Origin of the sequence: Rhizobium rosettiformans W3, assembly GCF_004912135.1 — a bacterium.
Taxonomy (GTDB): domain Bacteria; phylum Pseudomonadota; class Alphaproteobacteria; order Rhizobiales; family Rhizobiaceae; genus Allorhizobium; species Allorhizobium rosettiformans.
Genome location: NZ_STGU01000004.1, coordinates 1 through 15,624 on the forward strand (window position 1 = coordinate 1; position 15,624 = coordinate 15,624).

Consider the following 15,624-nt stretch of genomic DNA (forward strand, 5'->3'; position numbering starts at 1 on the left):
TCAGTTGTCGCAACTGAGTCCATGTGTAGCGCCGTGCTTCCTTGGCAATAGCAGGATCGATCGCTTTGGATATCTCCTCGGAATATCTCCAAGACCATAGCAACCTGTCGGAGACGCCAGCAACGCAGAGGAAGATCGTAGCGGTTAATGTCGTCCCGATCGCTGCATAGCGCAATTGTGCACGTTCGGGGGCATATCTGAAATACTTCTCGATCAGCTGGTACTGAAACGCGGCAAGCGCTGAGATTGTGATTATGACGGGCCCAACGAGATAGCTCGGAAGCCCGTCTGCACGCCCGTACGAGAAGAACACTATAACTGGCCAATGAACTAAGTAGATCGAATAACTAGCTCGCCCCAACGCCGCCATCGACCAATGCCCCAGCACGCGAGCCGCCAACGTGTGCCGGGATGCGTAGATCAGAAATGCGGCGCCGGAACCGGGGAGAAGCGCTGCAAAACCTGGAAAAGGTATTGCTGAATTATACAAAATAGCCGGCACCAACACCGCGAACGCGCCTGTGATGGTCATATAGTTCAGGAGCGACGAGCGTTGAGGTTCTGCATGTCTCACTCGTACAAGCAAGGCCCCAATCGTAAACTCGAAAATCCGGGCTGGAAGCAAAAAATAGGCCCCAGCTGGATCGAAATGCGCCCATATTTCCGAAAGCATCACAAGCGCAAGACAGCCGAGGACGAGTAACGAGATAGATGTCCGTCCAATGATGGGTAAAGCGCCTACCAAGATAACAGGCCAGAGGAAATAAAACTGCACTTCAACCGACAAAGACCAAGTATGAAGCAGTGGCTTCAAGATTGCGTCCGCATTAAAATAATCTGTTTGTGACCAATATAAGAAGTTTGACCACGCTAGAGCGCTAGCTGCTGAAGCTTGCGCTGCAGCGACAGTGTGCTCGGGGCTAAAAATGAGAGCAGAGTAGACGGCAGAGACGAAGACGGTAGTGATAAGCGCAGGGAAAAGTCTCCAAAAGCGGCGCTTCAGAAAGTCAACATATGAGAAGTAACTTGAGCGGCTCTTCTCAACAATTTGGCTGGTAATTATGTAGCCGCTTATGACGAAGAAAATGTCTACGCCGATAAAGCCACCTGAGAAGGTCTCAAACCCCAAGTGGTAGAAAACCACCAGCAGCACAGCAACGGCGCGAAGACCATCAACTTCCGGGCGATATGTGTTTTTTTCGACCATAGCCGCAAATAGCTTGAAACTGATCGCCCGTAAATCTCCTACATTGCCAGTCGATCATGGCGTAGGAAGGGTATTCTGGGTAATAGTTCAGCGCTCGGCACTCCGGGGAATAACCCTAGTCACTCCTGCAGCTCGCGCCGGGCTTCGAGATACCATTCGACGAAGGCCTTCACGCCTTCTTCGAGCCTGGTGCTCGGGGTATATCCGGTCAGCGCCTGCAGGAGATCCGGTGCGGCATAGGTGCGCGGGACGTCGCCCTTCTGCATCGGCAACATCTTGCGGATCGCCGGCTGACCGAGCGCCTTCTCCACCAGTTCGACGAAGTCCATCAGGTTTTCCGGCTGGCCGCCGCCGATATTGACCAAGCGGAACGGGGCCTGGCGCGATAGCGTCTCGATTTTATCATCGGCGACGCGATTCGATTCGTCCGGAATGACATGCGAGATCCTGATGATCGCCTCGACGAGATCGTCGATATAGGTGAAGTCGCGGCTCATCTGGCCCTCACCATAGATCTCGATCGGCTGGTCATTCAGCATCAAATCGACGAACTTGAAGAGCGCCATGTCCGGCCGGCCCCAGGGGCCGTAGACGGTAAAAAAGCGGAAAGCCGTGGTTGGCGTCTTGTAGAGATGGGCATGGGCATGGGCCATCAGCTCCATCGACTTCTTCGTCGCGGCATAGATGGTGAGCGGCTCGTCGGCGCGGTCCGTCTCGCGGAAGGGCACCGTCGGATTGGCGCCATAGATCGAGGAGGTGGAGGGGAGCATCAGGTGCTTGACCTTGTGACGCTCGGCAAGCTCGATGATGTTATAGGAGCCGGTGACGTTGGACGTCAGGTAGGATTGGGGGTTTTCCAGGCTGTAGCGCACACCCGCCTGGGCCGCCAGATGGATCACGACATCCGGCTTGGCAGCCGCCATGGCGTCTTCCACCGTAGCGCGATCCTCCAGCATGGCGATCACAGGCGTGAACGCCGGATACTGGGCGAGCGCCGCATGGCGCATCTGCTTGAGCTTGACGTTGTAATAGGGCGTCATGCCGTCGAAGCCGGTCACCTGATGCCCGTCGGCGAGCAGCCGGCGGGCAAGGTGGAAGCCGATGAAGCCGGCGGTGCCGGTGATGAAGTAATGCATGCTCAGGCCTTTGCCATGCGCTTGCCGATCGGGAAGTGGCTGAAGCCGTATTTCTCCATCTCCTCCGGCTTGTAGATGTTGCGCAGGTCGACGATGACGGGCGCCTTCATCTCCTGCTTCAGACGGCGGAAATCGAGCGCGCGGAATTCGTCCCATTCGGTGACGACGACGAGTGCTTTCCCGAAAACTCTCAGCAGAAGATTGAGATGTATGGCGGAGAGGGTGGGATTCGAACCCACGATACCCTTGCGAGTATGCCGCATTTCGAGTGCGGTGCTTTCGACCACTCAGCCACCTCTCCGGTCACATTGGTCGGCGCGTTTGAAGCGCGGGCTGTCTCATAGCGGCAACTCACGCACCGTGCAAGAGCGAATATGACTGTTTTCCGTTTGCTGTAAGGGAAATAGCATATCTGTCGTAGAGGCTGACAGACACTAAACAACCACTGGGTCTCTCGTAAACCGATCGTCTCACATAACAAGGATCAAAGGGGTGCTTCTGCCAGATCCGGTTCAGACATGTAGTACATCGAAGCATTGAGCACAGCGATGACCTGGCGGGGCTACCGTGCCAAGTCCTATTGCCGCGATAAACCTTCTCCCAGAACCCCTTTCTTGCGGAAATTTGTCGATACCGCTCCAAAGTTCAGCGGGTCGAACATCGAGTATTCAACGCCGGCCGACAGCGACACGTTTGCGAGGAGGGTGGCCTTGGCCTCTTGGATTGCGGCAGATCCATAGCGTGAATGTTCGTCAAGCCCGACAGCACGGTCCGAGCGTCGATTTCGCACACCCGAAGCAGTTCGATGCAATCGCCCAACGAATGGAGAACCTCGCCCCGGCCTGGGAGAACCCCGGCTTCGGCGAATAGGCGCTGCGTGTATGGAGAAGCAGTTTTCGAAGGATCTTGCATAAGATCGGGAAACAGACACCGATCCTTCCAAATAACTGCCCATTCAGCAAATCCGATCTCGTGACGAAAACGATGCAATAAGATAAACCGCCTGCTTTCATCCGTTTTGAGAGGAATGCGCCGCCACTCACCGTTGATCTCCACAAAGTCACTGGGCTGAGCAATCCAGATACCCGGATATGCCGCTTCTGACCAAGCGCGAGCGGCAGCGCTCGGATCGGGGGCAATTATTGCTTGGAATAGCGACCGCGCCTCAGCCGCCAGATCGGCAGCTAAACGATGGGCCTTGTCGCGCGGTATTTTGCCGAGACTGATCCTGATTAGGGGGCGTTGCTTGCCAAATACGGCAGGAACTCTGATTTGAAACTAATAGGTATAGCCTGAGCATCCCAGGTATCGACCAGGCGCTGTTTTGCGTCCTATCTTCGGGCGATCTGGCACGAGGCTCACTGCAATCCAAGCCTAGCCGCGCCTGACCCCGCCAATATCAGGGACGAACTACACGCCGCCGATTGCGCACCGAAAACGCTCGGCGCCATAGATGATGTGATCCAGGATCGTTTCGACCGCCCAGTGGCGTTCCGCAATGTCGTGTGGCACGGCACGGCTGTGCACATTTGTGAAGGTGCCGATGCGACGGTGGTAGCGTTTGGCGAGCTTGGGATAGCCGAGGCTTTCCGACATGGCGGAGAGCACGAGGAAGGTGTCGAGCTCGGCGGCGAGTTCCGGATGGGCTTCGCCGTGATCGTAGAGCCAGCGATAAAGGTCCGGATGGAAGTTGTTCATCACCCCGGAAAAGCCGTGGCCACCGGCCTGCAGGAAGGGCCAGGCGATCGCCGCATTGGCGTTGTTGATCGCAAGTGGCGTGTTCTCGACCAGAGCAAGACGGCGGCGGATGTGATCCAGATCGCAGGAGACATCCTTGAGGAAGGCAAAGCGGCCACTGTGGGCGCACCAGCGCACCTCGTCGTCGCTCAGCAAGCGCCGATAGGGGGCGGGGCATTCGTAGAGCCCGAGCGTCATGTCGGCCGGAAGCGCGCCGATCAGGTCCTGCAGCCGCGAGCGAAAGATGGATGTATCTTCGTCGGCCGCCGCCAGACGGTTGGTCACGAGCACGACGGCATCGACGCCGGTTTCCGCCATGGCCCGCAGCTCTGCCTTCTGGTCGTCCATGCGCTCCGATATATGCCCGGAAGCGACGACAGGCACGCGGCCCTTGACCTGGTCGACCGTGAAGGCCGCAAGTTGAGTGCGCTCCTCAAGCGTCAGAAACAGCATTTCCGATGACTGGCACACGGCGAAGAGACCATGTGAGCCGTTCTCGATGTACCACTCGATCAGCCTGGCATAGCCGTCCCAGTCGATCCGGTTGTTGTTGTCGAAGGGCGTGATCATCACCGGGACGATCCCGTGGAAGTTATGCGTCATGGAGAAGGTCCTCGAAACAGGGGCATTGCGATCAGCCGGCATAGCCGAGGGCTCTCGGCAGCATCAGGGTGATGTCTGGAACGAGGATCAGCATCAGCAGCGCAACCATGAGGGCCGCAAGGAAAAGCCAGATCTCTCGGATGATTTCGGCAAGCGGGATCCGCGTCACGGCATTGATGACGAAGAGCAGGATGCCGTAGGGCGGCGTGATCAGCCCGATCATGCAATTGACCACGGCCACCACCCCGAAATGCACGAGGTCGATGCCGAGCGCCCGACAGGTGGGAATGAACAGCGGAATGATGACCAAGATGATCGTGGACGCATCGAGGAAACAGCCGAGAACGAGCAGCAGCAGGTTCACGACAAGCAGGAAAACCAGCGGATGCACGTCGAGGCCAACAAGTGCGTCGGCGACGACGGTCGGGATGTTTTCGGACGCGACGATGTAGTTGAGAATGAGTGCGCCGCCGATGATCAGGCCCACCGCCGCCGACGAGCGCGCGCTCGACACCAGGATCTCGTAAAAATGCCGGAAGCTGAGCGACCTGTAAAAGATCGTCGCGAGAATCAGCGCATAGAAGGCCGCCACAGCCGCTGCTTCCGTTGGCGTCGTCACGCCGCCATAGATGCCGTAGAGCAGGATCGCCGGCATCATGAGGGCCGGACCCGCATTGATCGTCAGGCGCGGGAAGTCGCGCAGCGGCACGGGTTCATGCTTGGCGAAGCCGCGCCTGTGCGAGATCCAGGCATTCATTGCCATGAGCACGGCCCCCATCAACAGGCCGGGCACGATGCCGCCGAGAAAGAGGTAGCCGATGGAGGTGTTGGACACGAGCGCGTAAAGCACCATCGGGATTGACGGCGGGATGATCGGGCCGATCGTGGCCGAAGCCGCCGTGATCGCGGCGGCATAACCGCGGGTGTAGTGGCCCGACTTCACCATCATGTCGATGATCATCTTGCCGATTCCGGCCGCATCGGCGATCGCCGATCCCGACATGCCGGAAAAGACCAGCGAAGAAAGAATGTTGACGTGGCCGAGCCCCCCGCGGAACCGGCCGACTAGGGCGACGCAGAATTGCAGCAGGCGATCGGAAACCGACCCGGCATTCATGATGTTGGCGGCGATGATGAAGAGCGGCACGGCGAGAAGGATGAAGCTCTGATAGAGCCCGTCGAGCAGGATCTTGCCGCTGATGCCGATGCTCTGCCCGGTGGCAGCGAGATAGGCGAAGGAGGCCACCAGGATCGCATAGGCGATCGGTGTTCCCATCACGGCGAGGCCGAGCAGGATGACGATACAGAGAAGAAAGGCGATGCTCATGCCGGGCCACCCGAATGGCCGGTTTCGTCAGAACCGGCGAGACTCTCGCGCAGCGCGTTCCAGACCTGCCAGAGATAGCGGCCTGCAACAGCGACGAGGAAGACGATGTAGATCACGTAGATGTCCCGCATCCGGATCCAGTCGCCGAAGAGCTCGCCGAGCGTCGCTGTCTTCTTCAGGCGAAGGATGGCCAGGCGGTCCCAGGTCGGCGCCACGGACAGAAGCAGCGCGATGGCGACGGCAAGGCCGGTGATGACGGTAAAGATGCGCCGGACGCGTGGAGAGACGGAGACATAGAGCACGTCGAAGGTGACGTGATCCTCGACCCTGACGACGAAACTGTTGCCCCAGAAGATCAGCCAGACCCAGATGGCAAGGCAGAATTCCAGCGTCCATCCGAAGTTTGCCGGCTGGAGAAAGGGCATGTTTTCGGCAACCCAGGGCAGGCGCGCCGTGTAGCGAATGACGACCTGCAGGATGAAGGTCGCAAACATCGCGGCCATCAGCGCGGCAGCCACGGCCTCCGCCGAGGTCCGAAACAGTCTGGTTAAAGAAGACACACCATCACCTTCGACAGGACATCATGTTCGACGAGGGGCCGGAGATCTCTCTCCGGCCCGGTTCAGGTCGGATTGGGCTCAGTCCGCCAGCGCGTTGATCTTGTCGAGCACGCCTTCCGGCCAGGCCTTGGCGAATTCGGAGCCGACATACTGTGCCTGGACATGGGTGCGGAAGGCGTTGAGATCGGGTTCATAGACCTCGAGACCCTGCTCCTTCAGGAAGGCGACCAGCTCGTCCTCTTTCTTCAGCTGGCCTTCACGGCCGGACTGCGCCGCGTCTTCGGCGGCCTTCTGGACGGTTGCCTGCTGCTCGGGGGTGAGCTTGTCCCAGACCGCCTTGGAGAAGGCGACATAGTTCAGGTCGACCAGATGGGCGGTCAGGCTCACCTGCTTGGTAACTTCGTAGAACTTGGCGTCGACGACGGTCGGCAGCGGATTGTCCTGACCATCGACCGAGCCCGTCTGCAGGGCCGTATAGATCTCGGTGAAGGCCATCGGCGTCGGGTTGGCGCCAAGGGCACGGCCGAGGAACTGCCAGGCGTCGCTGCCGGGCATGCGCAGGTTGACGCCAGCGAGATCGGCCGGGGCCATCACGTTCTTTTCAGAACGCGGGAAGCGCAGGTTCACGTGGCGCTTGCCGAGATACATGACCGCGAGAAGCTTCACGCCGAGTTCGCTTTCGACCTTCTCCTTGAACGGGTCCATCAGCGGGTCTTTGAAGACGTTGACCTGATGCTGCGCGCTGCGGTGAACATAGCCGGTGGCGAAAATCGAGAACTCCGGCAGGAAGTTTGCAAGCTCCTGAGCCGAGGTGATCGACATTTCCAAGTCGCCGGAGGCAATCGCCTCGAGCTCCGAGCCCTGCGGCACCAGGGAGGCGTTGTAATGCGGCTGATAGGTGGCGAATTCGCCGATCGCCGGACCGAATACGGTCGCGAGCGCAACGGAGCGCTGATCGGTCTCCGAGGCCGGCGTGGACATGCGGATGACCGGCTTGTCCTGGGCGACCACGGTCGCAAGCGGTCCGCTGGCAGTGATGGCCGTCATGGCGATGGCCGAGGCCATCAGGAAGCGGCGGGTCAGTTTGTATTGCATTGGTAGTCTCCTCCCGTTTGACTGTGGATTGGTGGGTGTTTTTCCACCTCAACCCGCTTCCGGTCCTCCAAACCTGTGAAAACGTGGTTGCGGCAGCAATCCTGCCTTACTGATATCGAACTAACATGTTAGTGTGCGGTTATCAATCCCGAAAGCGGACAGTGTGACCTGATGAGAGACAAACCGAGCGCCCGGCAGGCAGTGACGTCGACGACAGGCGAAAGCTCGCTCAGGCAGCTCGCCTATAGTCGAATTGAAGAACTTCTGAATTGGGGTCGGCTGAAGCCCGGCCAGCTGATCTCCCAGCGCGAGCTCGTGGAGACGACCGGCCTGACCTTGAGCGCCGTACGAGAAGCGATCCCGCGGCTGGAGGCGGAAGGGCTTTTGCAGACGCTCCCGCAACGCGGCCTGATGGTGCCGAGCCTTGATGTCACCTTTGTGCGGGAAGCCTATCAGATGCGCCGCGTCATCGAGCTCAGCGCCATTCCCGACATGATCCAGCGGCTCGACCGCGATGTCATCGCGACCTGGCTGGATTGGCATATCGCGGCGCGCGAAAGGTTGAGCAGCGACGATACGGTCGATCTTCCGGCCTTCCTTCGAGAGCTTCAGGTCTATGACTGGCAGATGCATGCCGACATGGTCGAGGCCATGGAGAACAGCCTGATTTCCAACGTCTACCGCGTCACGGCAATCAAGATCCGCATGACCGCCCAGACCAGGGTACGCGTGACGCGCGACAATGCCACCCGCGTGATCGCGGAGCACATGGCCTTTCTCACTCCGCTGAGGGACGGAGCGCCGGAAGCTGCTGCTGCTGCGCTCTCGCGGCATATCGATCAGTCCCTGACGATTGCGCTGGGTGGCACGGTGGCCAACTGAGCGGCCGCGCCCGGCGATGTCTAGGATCCAGGCGCTCATCTCGGCATCCCCTTCGGACGCAGGTGACGCTTGAGCGCGGCGATACGAAAGATCGCATTCGGCGCCCCGTAACCCCGATACCCGCGCCGCTCGACGATTTCGAAGAAGAAGCCCTCGCCATAGGTCGGTGAATAGAGCTGGAAATACTCGCCGGCATCATCGCGGTCATAGAGAATGTTAGCCGACTTCATTCGCTCGACGAGCGTGGGGTCGAGCCCGAAGCGGGCTTCTATGTCGTCGTAATAATTCGGCGAGATCACCAGGGACTGGAACCCTTTGTCGGCAAGCACAGCGGCCGTGGCGAAGATGTCTTCTGTCTCGAAGGCGATGTGCTGGATGCCCGAGCCAAAGGTCTCGGCGATGAAGCGGCCGGCCAGCGTGTTGCGGTTTTCAGCGCCGTTCAAGGTGATGCGCAGGCGCCCGTCCGGCGATTCGATCACCTGGCTTCGAACGAGCCCGGCCGGATCGATGATGTCGACCATCGGCGTCTTCTGGGCATCGAGCTGCGATGTGTAGAAAAGCAGCCAGGTCAGCATTTCCTCGTAGCGGGTCGTCTGGGCGATGTGGTCAATCCGGGTCAGGCCGATATCGACGGCCTTCTCCGGTCTCTCGTCGAGAGGCGTGAACTCTACGTCGAATATCCGCGCGAGCTCGCTCTTGCGGTCGAGGAAGTAGACGAGCCCTCCGCCGACCCCGCGGATCGCCGGGACCTGCATTTCGCCCGGACCGACAGGCTGGTGAAAATCTTCCGCACCGAGTGCGAGCGCACGCCTATGGGCCTCTACCGCGTCATCGACCATGAGCCCGAAGGCATAGGCATTGGCGCCATGGACGAGATAGGAGGCGTTGGCAAAGCCCTTCTCTTCCCTATTGATGACGAGGTTGATGTTCCCCTGCCGATAGAGGGTCACGGCTTTGGAGCGATGGCGGGCGATGGGCGCGAAGCCGAGAAGTGTGAAAAGGGCCTCGAGTTCTCGCTCCTCGTCCTCCCCCGCCGCAAACTCGATGAAGGCAATGTCGGAGACCTTGGCACGCTCAGGCATCGCCGGCACGGGTATGCTGATCTTCGGCTCGGCCCGCGCCACCTGATCCATGAGGTTGACGAGAGAGCGACGCCCATCGCGCGAGATCGCATCGGGTGAGCCGCCGCGAAATTGGTCGTTGAAGATTTCAAGCGACAGATAGCCGTTGTATCCGGTGGCCGCGATGGCCTGCATGAAGGCGGTGACGGCCAGGTCGCCTTCGCCCGGCATGTTGCGGAAATGGCGCGACCAATAGAGGAGATCCATCTCGATCAGCGGCGCGTCCGCAAGCTGCACGATGAAGATGCGATCGCCGGGGATCGAGCGGATCGAGTTCAGCTCGATTTTCCGAGACAGGGTGTGGAAGCTGTCGAGGATCAGGCCGATGCTGGGGTGGTCGGCTCGCCGCACAATCTCCCAGGCGTCGCGATGATCACTGATATGCCGGCCCCAGGCGAGCGCCTCGTAGCCCACCCGCAAACCGCGGCGGGCCGCACGTTCGCCAAGTGCATGGAAATCCTCGGCAGCGCGGTCGATCCCGCCCAGTGCGACCGGAGAGGTGTTCGAGCAGATCAGCATCAGATCCGTGCCGAGCTCGGCCATCAGATCGAACTTGCGCTCTGCCCGGTCGAAATTGCGAGACCGGAACGGCTCCGGCATGCCTTCGAAATCGCGAAACGGCTGGAACAGGGATACGGCCAGCCCGTGATCGCGAACCATCTGTCCGACCTCTGCAGGAGAGCGGTCGAATGTCAGGAAATCGTTTTCGAAGATCTCGACGGCATCAAAGCCGGCACGCGCGATGGCGCAGAGCTTTTCCTCGAATTCACCGCTGATGGAAACGGTCGCAATCGACGTCTTCATGCGCACCTCCGCAGAGGAAGGCAGATGCGCCGCAGCTGGAATGTTCTGCGCTGCCTGCGAAGAGGTAGGCCGGAAAGCGGCGATCCTTCGCGTGCTGCCCGGGAGCGCAGGATGTCGATACGGCCGAACATGTCTTTCTCCTCCCTGCCGCGACGGGCTACCAGTTCCAGTCATCACGGGCATCGAGTTCAATGTCCGCGAATCTCAAATGCACGTTCCTCGCCTCAAGCCGTTTCAGGCAGCCGCAGGGGACCTGGTTGTGTCAGGTCTGCGAAATGGCGAAGCATGCGGTGAACATCGGGCTCAAGGCCCGTAAACAGCGAAAAGGCGCCGACGGCCTGGAAGACGGCCATGCCTCCTCCGTTTGCCACACGGCATCCGCGCTGGCGCGCGGCCTGCAGCAGCGCTGTCTCCAAGGGGAAGTAGACCACCTCGGCGACCCAGAGACCCGGATGCAACAGCTCGGCCGGCAATGGCATGCCGGGATGCTTGTCCATGCCCATTGGCGTGGCGTGGACGAGGCCTGTCGCGCCGTTGAGCACAGCCTGCAGATCGGTCGCGACGGTGACCGACGCTTCCGGAAAATTCCGCGCCATCAGCGAGGCGAGGTCCGAAGCTTTGGCCGGATCGATATCGAAAACAGCAAGCGAACGCGCGCCCATTGCGAGCACGGCATAGGCTGTCGCTGCACCGGCGCCGCCTGCACCGATCTGTACCACCGCGGACAGGTCCGCATCGGGAAGCTGTCGCTTGAAACCCTCGGCAAAGCCCCACCAGTCGGTGTTGTGGCCCATGCGTCTTCCGTTGCGCAGAACCACGGTGTTGACCGCGCCCAGCTTGCGGGCATCCTCCGAGATCTCGGTGAGCAGGGGCAGGATTTTCTGTTTGCAGGGATAGGTGATGTTGAGACCGCAGAACCCTTGCGCCTCCGCCTCGGCGACAAGCATCTCAAGGTCATCGGGCCCGAGCTTGCGTTCATTGAGATCGATGAGGTCGTAGCGATAGTCGACTCCCTGGGCCTCGCCCTCGCGCATATGCATGGCAGGTGTCAGCGAGCGCTGAATGCCGAACCCGATCAGTCCGGCGCGCAGGATGTCGCGCGTCTGCGTCATGTCACCTCCCGTTATCGAAGCCCCGGCATTCGCAGGGCCTCAGGCCTCCCAACCTGAACAAGACGATAATGTACTAACTAGTTAGTGTCAATGGTAGCTAGCTTGAAGCGCGATGGCGAGACCACTATGAACGGAGAGCGCGCCGCGTCGATGAGACCTGCAGCCGCGATCGGGGATGGAGCAGATGGCAAAAACGGCGAGGGAAACGCGTAGGAACGACCCTGAGCGCACGCGTGAAGACATCCTGGATGTCGCAACCGAGGAGTTTTCTGAACTCGGCCTGTCGGGCGCCCGCGTCGACCAGATCGCGGAAAAGACCCGCACCTCCAAGCGCATGATCTATTACTACTACGGCAGCAAGGAGGGGCTGTATCTGGCTGTGCTGGAGAAGGCCTACCGCAAGATCCGATCGCTCGAAGCCGATCTTCAACTGGCCGAATTGCCGCCGGAAGAAGCGCTGCGCCGGCTGATCAGCACGACCTTCGACCACGACGAGCAGAACCCGGACTTCGTCCGGCTGGTCAGCATCGAAAACATCCACCACGCGATGCATATGAAGCGATCGAGCGAGATTGCCGACCTCAATATCTCCGTCATCCGCACCATCCAGGACATCATCGATCGCGGACTTCAGACGGGCGCCTTCAAGCGCCGCGCCGACGCGATCGATGTGCATATGCTCATCAGCGCGTTTTGCTTTTTTCGCGTGTCCAACCGCTACACCTTCGGCACGATTTTCAAGCGCGACCTCTCGGAGCCGCCCCTCTATTCGCGCCACAAGTCGATGATCACGGAAGCCGTGCTCGGTTATCTCCGCTGCGTTGAGGAATGAAGCACGGCAGACACCCCCGTCAGAGCGGTCATTCGAACGCCAGATCGACGAGATGATCCCAGGGGCCACCGCGATAGGCCCAAAGCTGCAAGCCCGTGATTGCAATCGAGTAAATTTGGAAACCGGCACTGAGGCGCGCATGAAGCGCGTCGGCCGCTGCCCTTGAAGCCTTGTTTTGAATGGTGACATGCGGCCGCCATGGCTGCATGTCCTGCGACCCGAGCCAGGCCACGAACCGCGCCCGAAGCTCTCCACGCACGGCCTGCAATTCCTGACTCGAGATGGAGAAAGCGACGCCAGCGCCAAGATGGCGAAGCCCGCTGACCTCCGCATCAATTCTTGGTGTTTGTCCTGCCACTTGCGCCAGATCGCTGCGGATTTGAGCTTCATACTCTCCAGGCAGTCGGTGAAACATCGTCAGATGCGCCGAGAGGAAGTTTCGATCGGCGGGAAAATGCTCTGCCCGCAACAGGTTGAAAGGCGCAAGGTCGCCTGCCGCAACCTGCGCCGTCAGAATGAGCGGTTTGTCGGTCTTCACTCCCGCTCCTTCCCCTTCTCATCGGTCTCGATTTGAGCGAACCAGTCGGCATAGGGCGTGTTTTTCGCCATGTGCCGGTTGAAGTCCGGTTGACCATCATACCACCAGACGGGCCCTCGCTCACCCAGAGCGATCTTGGCGTCGTTCACCTCTTGGCGTGCGACAGCGGTCGCCTGAGGATCGCCTTTCGCCTGGCGGACCGCATTGCGCGCCGCCATCAGCGTCTTCGCCAGACGCTGTCTGAGATCGCTGGCCAGAGCCGGATTGCTCTTGCGCCAGAGGCGACCGCGGACGACGAAATAACGGCCATCGGGCGTTTCAGGATAGGGCGGATGCTTGGAGTGCTCAGTCATCGCAACTGCCGTTGTGCGGGCTCCAGGTCCTCGCGCTCCTGCCGTTCATCGCGCCTTGCCAGTTCCGTCCTCGCACTGAATCTGATGTCGGCGTCCCGGTCCTGAAGATAGGCGGTGAGCGCTTCGCTGCTCAAACGCTCCCAGCTTTTTCCGCGATCCGGGCCGGCAGGCACGCGGGGAAGAAGCCCGGGCTCCGCACTCCAGGCCAGAAGCTCTTCGAGCGACGCCGCGTTGAGCTGGTCGCGAAGGTGGTGCGCCGTGACATAGGCATCCGGCATGGCCCGGTGCGCCGGCAGTCCGATCTCATGCACCAGCCCTTCGGGCATACGCTGATAGCGCAGCATCTGGTTGGAGAACCGGGGCAAGTCCGGCCAGACCCGCAAGGCACATTTCCAGGTGCAGATCCACGGAAGCCCACCGGTGAGGCGAGGGGTGCAATACCGCTGCTCGAAGGCGGCACGATGGGCGGCGAGCGCGACAATCTCCTCGTCGGGCCGCAGGATCTCCGGCGCCAGATCCTTCCAATAGGGTGCGTCTTTCACATGCGCATCGAGGATATGGTGGATCGCCATGGTCTCCGGTGAGATGGGTCGTCCAGGGTTGACGAACCGCGCACCGCGCTGCTCGCTAAGCATCCAGCGTCCGTCACGCAGAATCACATCCTGCCAGCCGATCTCGCAGACATCGTTCGCACCGTTCCCGGCGGTTTCCAGATCAATGACGCGGATGCGTTTCTCAGACACCAGTCGGTTTTCTCCTCGCCTGTCCGGGCCAGGGTTCGAAGCCGCGCTCGTGTGGCGATGGCGGCTGCTTCCATCAGGCGGGAAGGGTATCCCGGACAGTCCCTTCAAGGATGGCGTTGTTGGCGGCAAAGGCAAGGGCGTGGCTGTGTCCGCCCGCAGAGAGCTCTCGCCATTGTCTCAAGAGCCCTCATGCGAGGCGGGACCCTGTAGCCCGGGTGGCGGCGTCCCTTCATCCGGATCCCGGCCTCGGCTCTTGTCGAGGAGCCGCATGATCGGGGTAACGGTCAGGCCGTGCAGAAGAATGGACAACAGCACCACGAGCCCGACGATTGCCCATAATCGTTCGGCACCTTCGACAGGCATGTGGTTGAGGCCATAGGCGAGATAATAGAAGGAACCCACACCCCGGATGCCGAAGAAGGCGAGCGTGAGCTTTTCGCTCGTGGAGGCTTTCAGGCCGAAGAGACCGATCAGACCCGCGATCGGCCGCACCACAAGCAGGATCGCCACGGCGATGCCCACATCGATCAATCCAAGCGGAGCCAGAAGGCCGCTGACAAGCGCGCCACCGAACAGCACCAGCAGGATCATCATGGCGAGCCGTTCCATCTGCTCGGTGACATCATGCATTTCCCGGTGAAAGTCGTGCTGCCGGTGGGCGTGCCGCAAGGTCAATGCTGTGACGAAGACCGCCAGGAACCCATAGCATTCGATGAGCTCTGTAAGGCCGTAGGAGACGAAGGTCGCGGCGATGGCGATCAGCCCGTCGCCGGTCTGTGCAAGCTTCGTGTCTGCCGGCATTTGAAAAGTCAGCCAGCCGAACAACCTGCCGATCAGCCATCCACCCAGTGTGCCTGCACCAACTTCCCAGAGAACGCTGTGAAAGACCCATTTTCCCAGCCAGGGGTCACCATTGGCGACGGAAAGGCTGAGAAGAATTGCGAGGTTCACGAAGGGAAAGGCCAACCCGTCATTCAGGCCGGCCTCGGAGGTCAGCCCGAACCTGACCTCGTCCTCCTGTCCCGATTTCGGCGGTCCCACCTGAACGTCTGCCGCAAGAACCGGATCTGTCGGCGCCAGACTGGCAGCCAGTAACAATGCGATCGGCAGCGAGAAGCCCAACCCCCAGATCCCAAGAACCGTAATCGCGCCAATGCTGAGAGGCATGGTGATGGCCAGAAGTCGCCACGTCACGTTCCAACGCCGCCAGCTGAACACCCGGTCGAGTTTCAGCCCTGCTCCCATCAGCGCGATGATGACCACGAATTCGGTGAAGCGTTCTGTGATATGCGGATAGCTTAGAGGCAGCGGCTGGTCGGACACCTGCGGGACCAGGAAGAGTGCGGCGCCAAGGCAGACGCAAACGATGGGCAGGGAGAGCGGTAGGCGCCGCAGCGCCAATGGCAGCCAGGCGACAAGCGCGATCAGAAAGCCGAACCCGGTGAGAACCAGGATGTAAGGGTCGGGCGACCACTCCGTGAGATCCATCATCTCGGCTCAACGGGAAGAAGCGGCTTTTGATCCCATGCGCTTCGCGCATGCGGCCCGTGACCACGCAAAAAACAAAGCCCCGG

General features: G+C 60.3%; 14 protein-coding genes, 1 tRNA gene and 1 pseudogene. 2 read left to right on the forward strand and 14 right to left on the reverse strand.

What is annotated here, in order from left to right:
* The 8 genes and pseudogenes from FAA86_RS08335 to dctP all read right to left on the reverse strand — a co-directional run.
* Window positions 1-1,207: acyltransferase family protein (locus FAA86_RS08335; protein WP_136539722.1), on the reverse strand; the 1,207-nt coding region annotated here is incomplete at its 3' end.
* A gap of 119 nt (window positions 1,208-1,326) precedes the next feature.
* On the reverse strand, window positions 1,327-2,343 hold the full coding sequence (locus FAA86_RS08340; protein WP_136539724.1) for an NAD-dependent epimerase/dehydratase family protein: 1,017 nt from the start codon (window positions 2,341-2,343) through the stop codon (window positions 1,327-1,329).
* A 2-nt stretch (window positions 2,344-2,345) separates the two neighbouring features.
* Window positions 2,346-2,519: pseudogene (locus FAA86_RS08345) on the reverse strand (UDP binding domain-containing protein); the annotation flags it as partial.
* A gap of 35 nt (window positions 2,520-2,554) precedes the next feature.
* Window positions 2,555-2,644: transfer RNA gene (locus FAA86_RS08350), tRNA-Ser, on the reverse strand.
* Window positions 2,645-3,753: 1,109 nt separating this feature from the next.
* Complete coding sequence (locus FAA86_RS08355) at window positions 3,754-4,683, reverse strand: dihydrodipicolinate synthase family protein (RefSeq protein ID WP_136539726.1); 930 nt, start codon at window positions 4,681-4,683, stop codon at window positions 3,754-3,756.
* 31 nt (window positions 4,684-4,714) lie between these two features.
* Window positions 4,715-6,010 (reverse strand): TRAP transporter large permease, encoded by a 1,296-nt coding sequence (locus FAA86_RS08360; protein WP_113458067.1) that lies wholly within the window; start codon window positions 6,008-6,010, stop codon window positions 4,715-4,717.
* On the reverse strand, window positions 6,007-6,528 hold the full coding sequence (locus FAA86_RS08365) for a TRAP transporter small permease (protein WP_246035031.1): 522 nt from the start codon (window positions 6,526-6,528) through the stop codon (window positions 6,007-6,009). Before FAA86_RS08365 ends, FAA86_RS08360 begins: the two co-directional genes overlap by 4 nt.
* A 120-nt stretch (window positions 6,529-6,648) precedes the next feature.
* On the reverse strand, window positions 6,649-7,665 hold the full coding sequence (dctP, locus tag FAA86_RS08370; RefSeq protein ID WP_136539729.1) for a TRAP transporter substrate-binding protein DctP: 1,017 nt from the start codon (window positions 7,663-7,665) through the stop codon (window positions 6,649-6,651).
* Window positions 7,666-7,836: 171 nt separating this feature from the next.
* Between dctP and FAA86_RS08375 the strand changes: the two genes are divergently transcribed.
* Window positions 7,837-8,547: a GntR family transcriptional regulator gene (locus FAA86_RS08375; RefSeq protein WP_136539731.1), complete on the forward strand. Its 711-nt coding sequence runs from the start codon at window positions 7,837-7,839 to the stop codon at window positions 8,545-8,547.
* Between the two features lie 35 nt (window positions 8,548-8,582).
* Here FAA86_RS08375 and FAA86_RS08380 read toward each other — a convergent pair whose 3' ends face one another.
* Window positions 8,583-10,472 (reverse strand): bifunctional sugar phosphate isomerase/epimerase/4-hydroxyphenylpyruvate dioxygenase family protein, encoded by a 1,890-nt coding sequence (locus tag FAA86_RS08380; RefSeq protein ID WP_136539733.1) that lies wholly within the window; start codon window positions 10,470-10,472, stop codon window positions 8,583-8,585.
* 224 nt (window positions 10,473-10,696) lie between these two features.
* Complete coding sequence (locus FAA86_RS08385; protein ID WP_136539735.1) at window positions 10,697-11,584, reverse strand: shikimate dehydrogenase; 888 nt, start codon at window positions 11,582-11,584, stop codon at window positions 10,697-10,699.
* Window positions 11,585-11,768: 184 nt separating this feature from the next.
* Here FAA86_RS08385 and FAA86_RS08390 point away from each other — a divergent pair, with 184 nt between their 5' ends.
* Window positions 11,769-12,416 (forward strand): TetR/AcrR family transcriptional regulator, encoded by a 648-nt coding sequence (locus FAA86_RS08390; protein ID WP_162760072.1) that lies wholly within the window; start codon window positions 11,769-11,771, stop codon window positions 12,414-12,416.
* A gap of 28 nt (window positions 12,417-12,444) precedes the next feature.
* On the opposite strand, the gene FAA86_RS08395 is transcribed toward FAA86_RS08390, so the two are convergent.
* From FAA86_RS08395 to FAA86_RS08410, 4 genes are all read right to left on the reverse strand, one after another.
* Complete coding sequence (locus FAA86_RS08395) at window positions 12,445-12,954, reverse strand: 2'-5' RNA ligase family protein (protein WP_136539736.1); 510 nt, start codon at window positions 12,952-12,954, stop codon at window positions 12,445-12,447.
* A complete protein-coding gene (locus tag FAA86_RS08400) occupies window positions 12,951-13,307 on the reverse strand; it encodes a hypothetical protein (protein WP_136539738.1) in 357 nt (118 codons plus the stop codon). The genes FAA86_RS08395 and FAA86_RS08400 overlap by 4 nt, the downstream gene beginning before the upstream one ends.
* Window positions 13,304-14,050, reverse strand: a complete 747-nt coding sequence (locus FAA86_RS08405) for an exonuclease domain-containing protein (protein ID WP_136539740.1) — start codon at window positions 14,048-14,050, stop codon at window positions 13,304-13,306. The genes FAA86_RS08400 and FAA86_RS08405 overlap by 4 nt, the downstream gene beginning before the upstream one ends.
* A 177-nt stretch (window positions 14,051-14,227) precedes the next feature.
* On the reverse strand, window positions 14,228-15,541 hold the full coding sequence (locus FAA86_RS08410; RefSeq protein WP_342774132.1) for a cation:proton antiporter: 1,314 nt from the start codon (window positions 15,539-15,541) through the stop codon (window positions 14,228-14,230).
* Window positions 15,542-15,624 lie beyond the last annotated feature (83 nt).

What these genes read in the sequence shown, in the direction of transcription:
- FAA86_RS08340 (WP_136539724.1), bottom strand. Translation starts at nt 2,343, where the DNA reads ATGCATTACTTCATCACCGGCACCGCCGGCTTCATCGGCTTCCACCTT.
- FAA86_RS08355 (WP_136539726.1), bottom strand. Translation starts at nt 4,683, where the DNA reads ATGACGCATAACTTCCACGGGATCGTCCCGGTGATGATCACGCCCTTC.
- FAA86_RS08360 (WP_113458067.1), bottom strand. Translation starts at nt 6,010, where the DNA reads ATGAGCATCGCCTTTCTTCTCTGTATCGTCATCCTGCTCGGCCTCGCC.
- dctP (WP_136539729.1), bottom strand. Translation starts at nt 7,665, where the DNA reads ATGCAATACAAACTGACCCGCCGCTTCCTGATGGCCTCGGCCATCGCC.
- FAA86_RS08375 (WP_136539731.1), top strand. Translation starts at nt 7,837, where the DNA reads ATGAGAGACAAACCGAGCGCCCGGCAGGCAGTGACGTCGACGACAGGC.
- FAA86_RS08380 (WP_136539733.1), bottom strand. Translation starts at nt 10,472, where the DNA reads ATGAAGACGTCGATTGCGACCGTTTCCATCAGCGGTGAATTCGAGGAA.
- FAA86_RS08385 (WP_136539735.1), bottom strand. Translation starts at nt 11,584, where the DNA reads ATGACGCAGACGCGCGACATCCTGCGCGCCGGACTGATCGGGTTCGGC.
- FAA86_RS08390 (WP_162760072.1), top strand. Translation starts at nt 11,769, where the DNA reads ATGGCAAAAACGGCGAGGGAAACGCGTAGGAACGACCCTGAGCGCACG.
- FAA86_RS08400 (WP_136539738.1), bottom strand. Translation starts at nt 13,307, where the DNA reads ATGACTGAGCACTCCAAGCATCCGCCCTATCCTGAAACGCCCGATGGC.
- FAA86_RS08410 (WP_342774132.1), bottom strand. Translation starts at nt 15,541, where the DNA reads ATGATGGATCTCACGGAGTGGTCGCCCGACCCTTACATCCTGGTTCTC.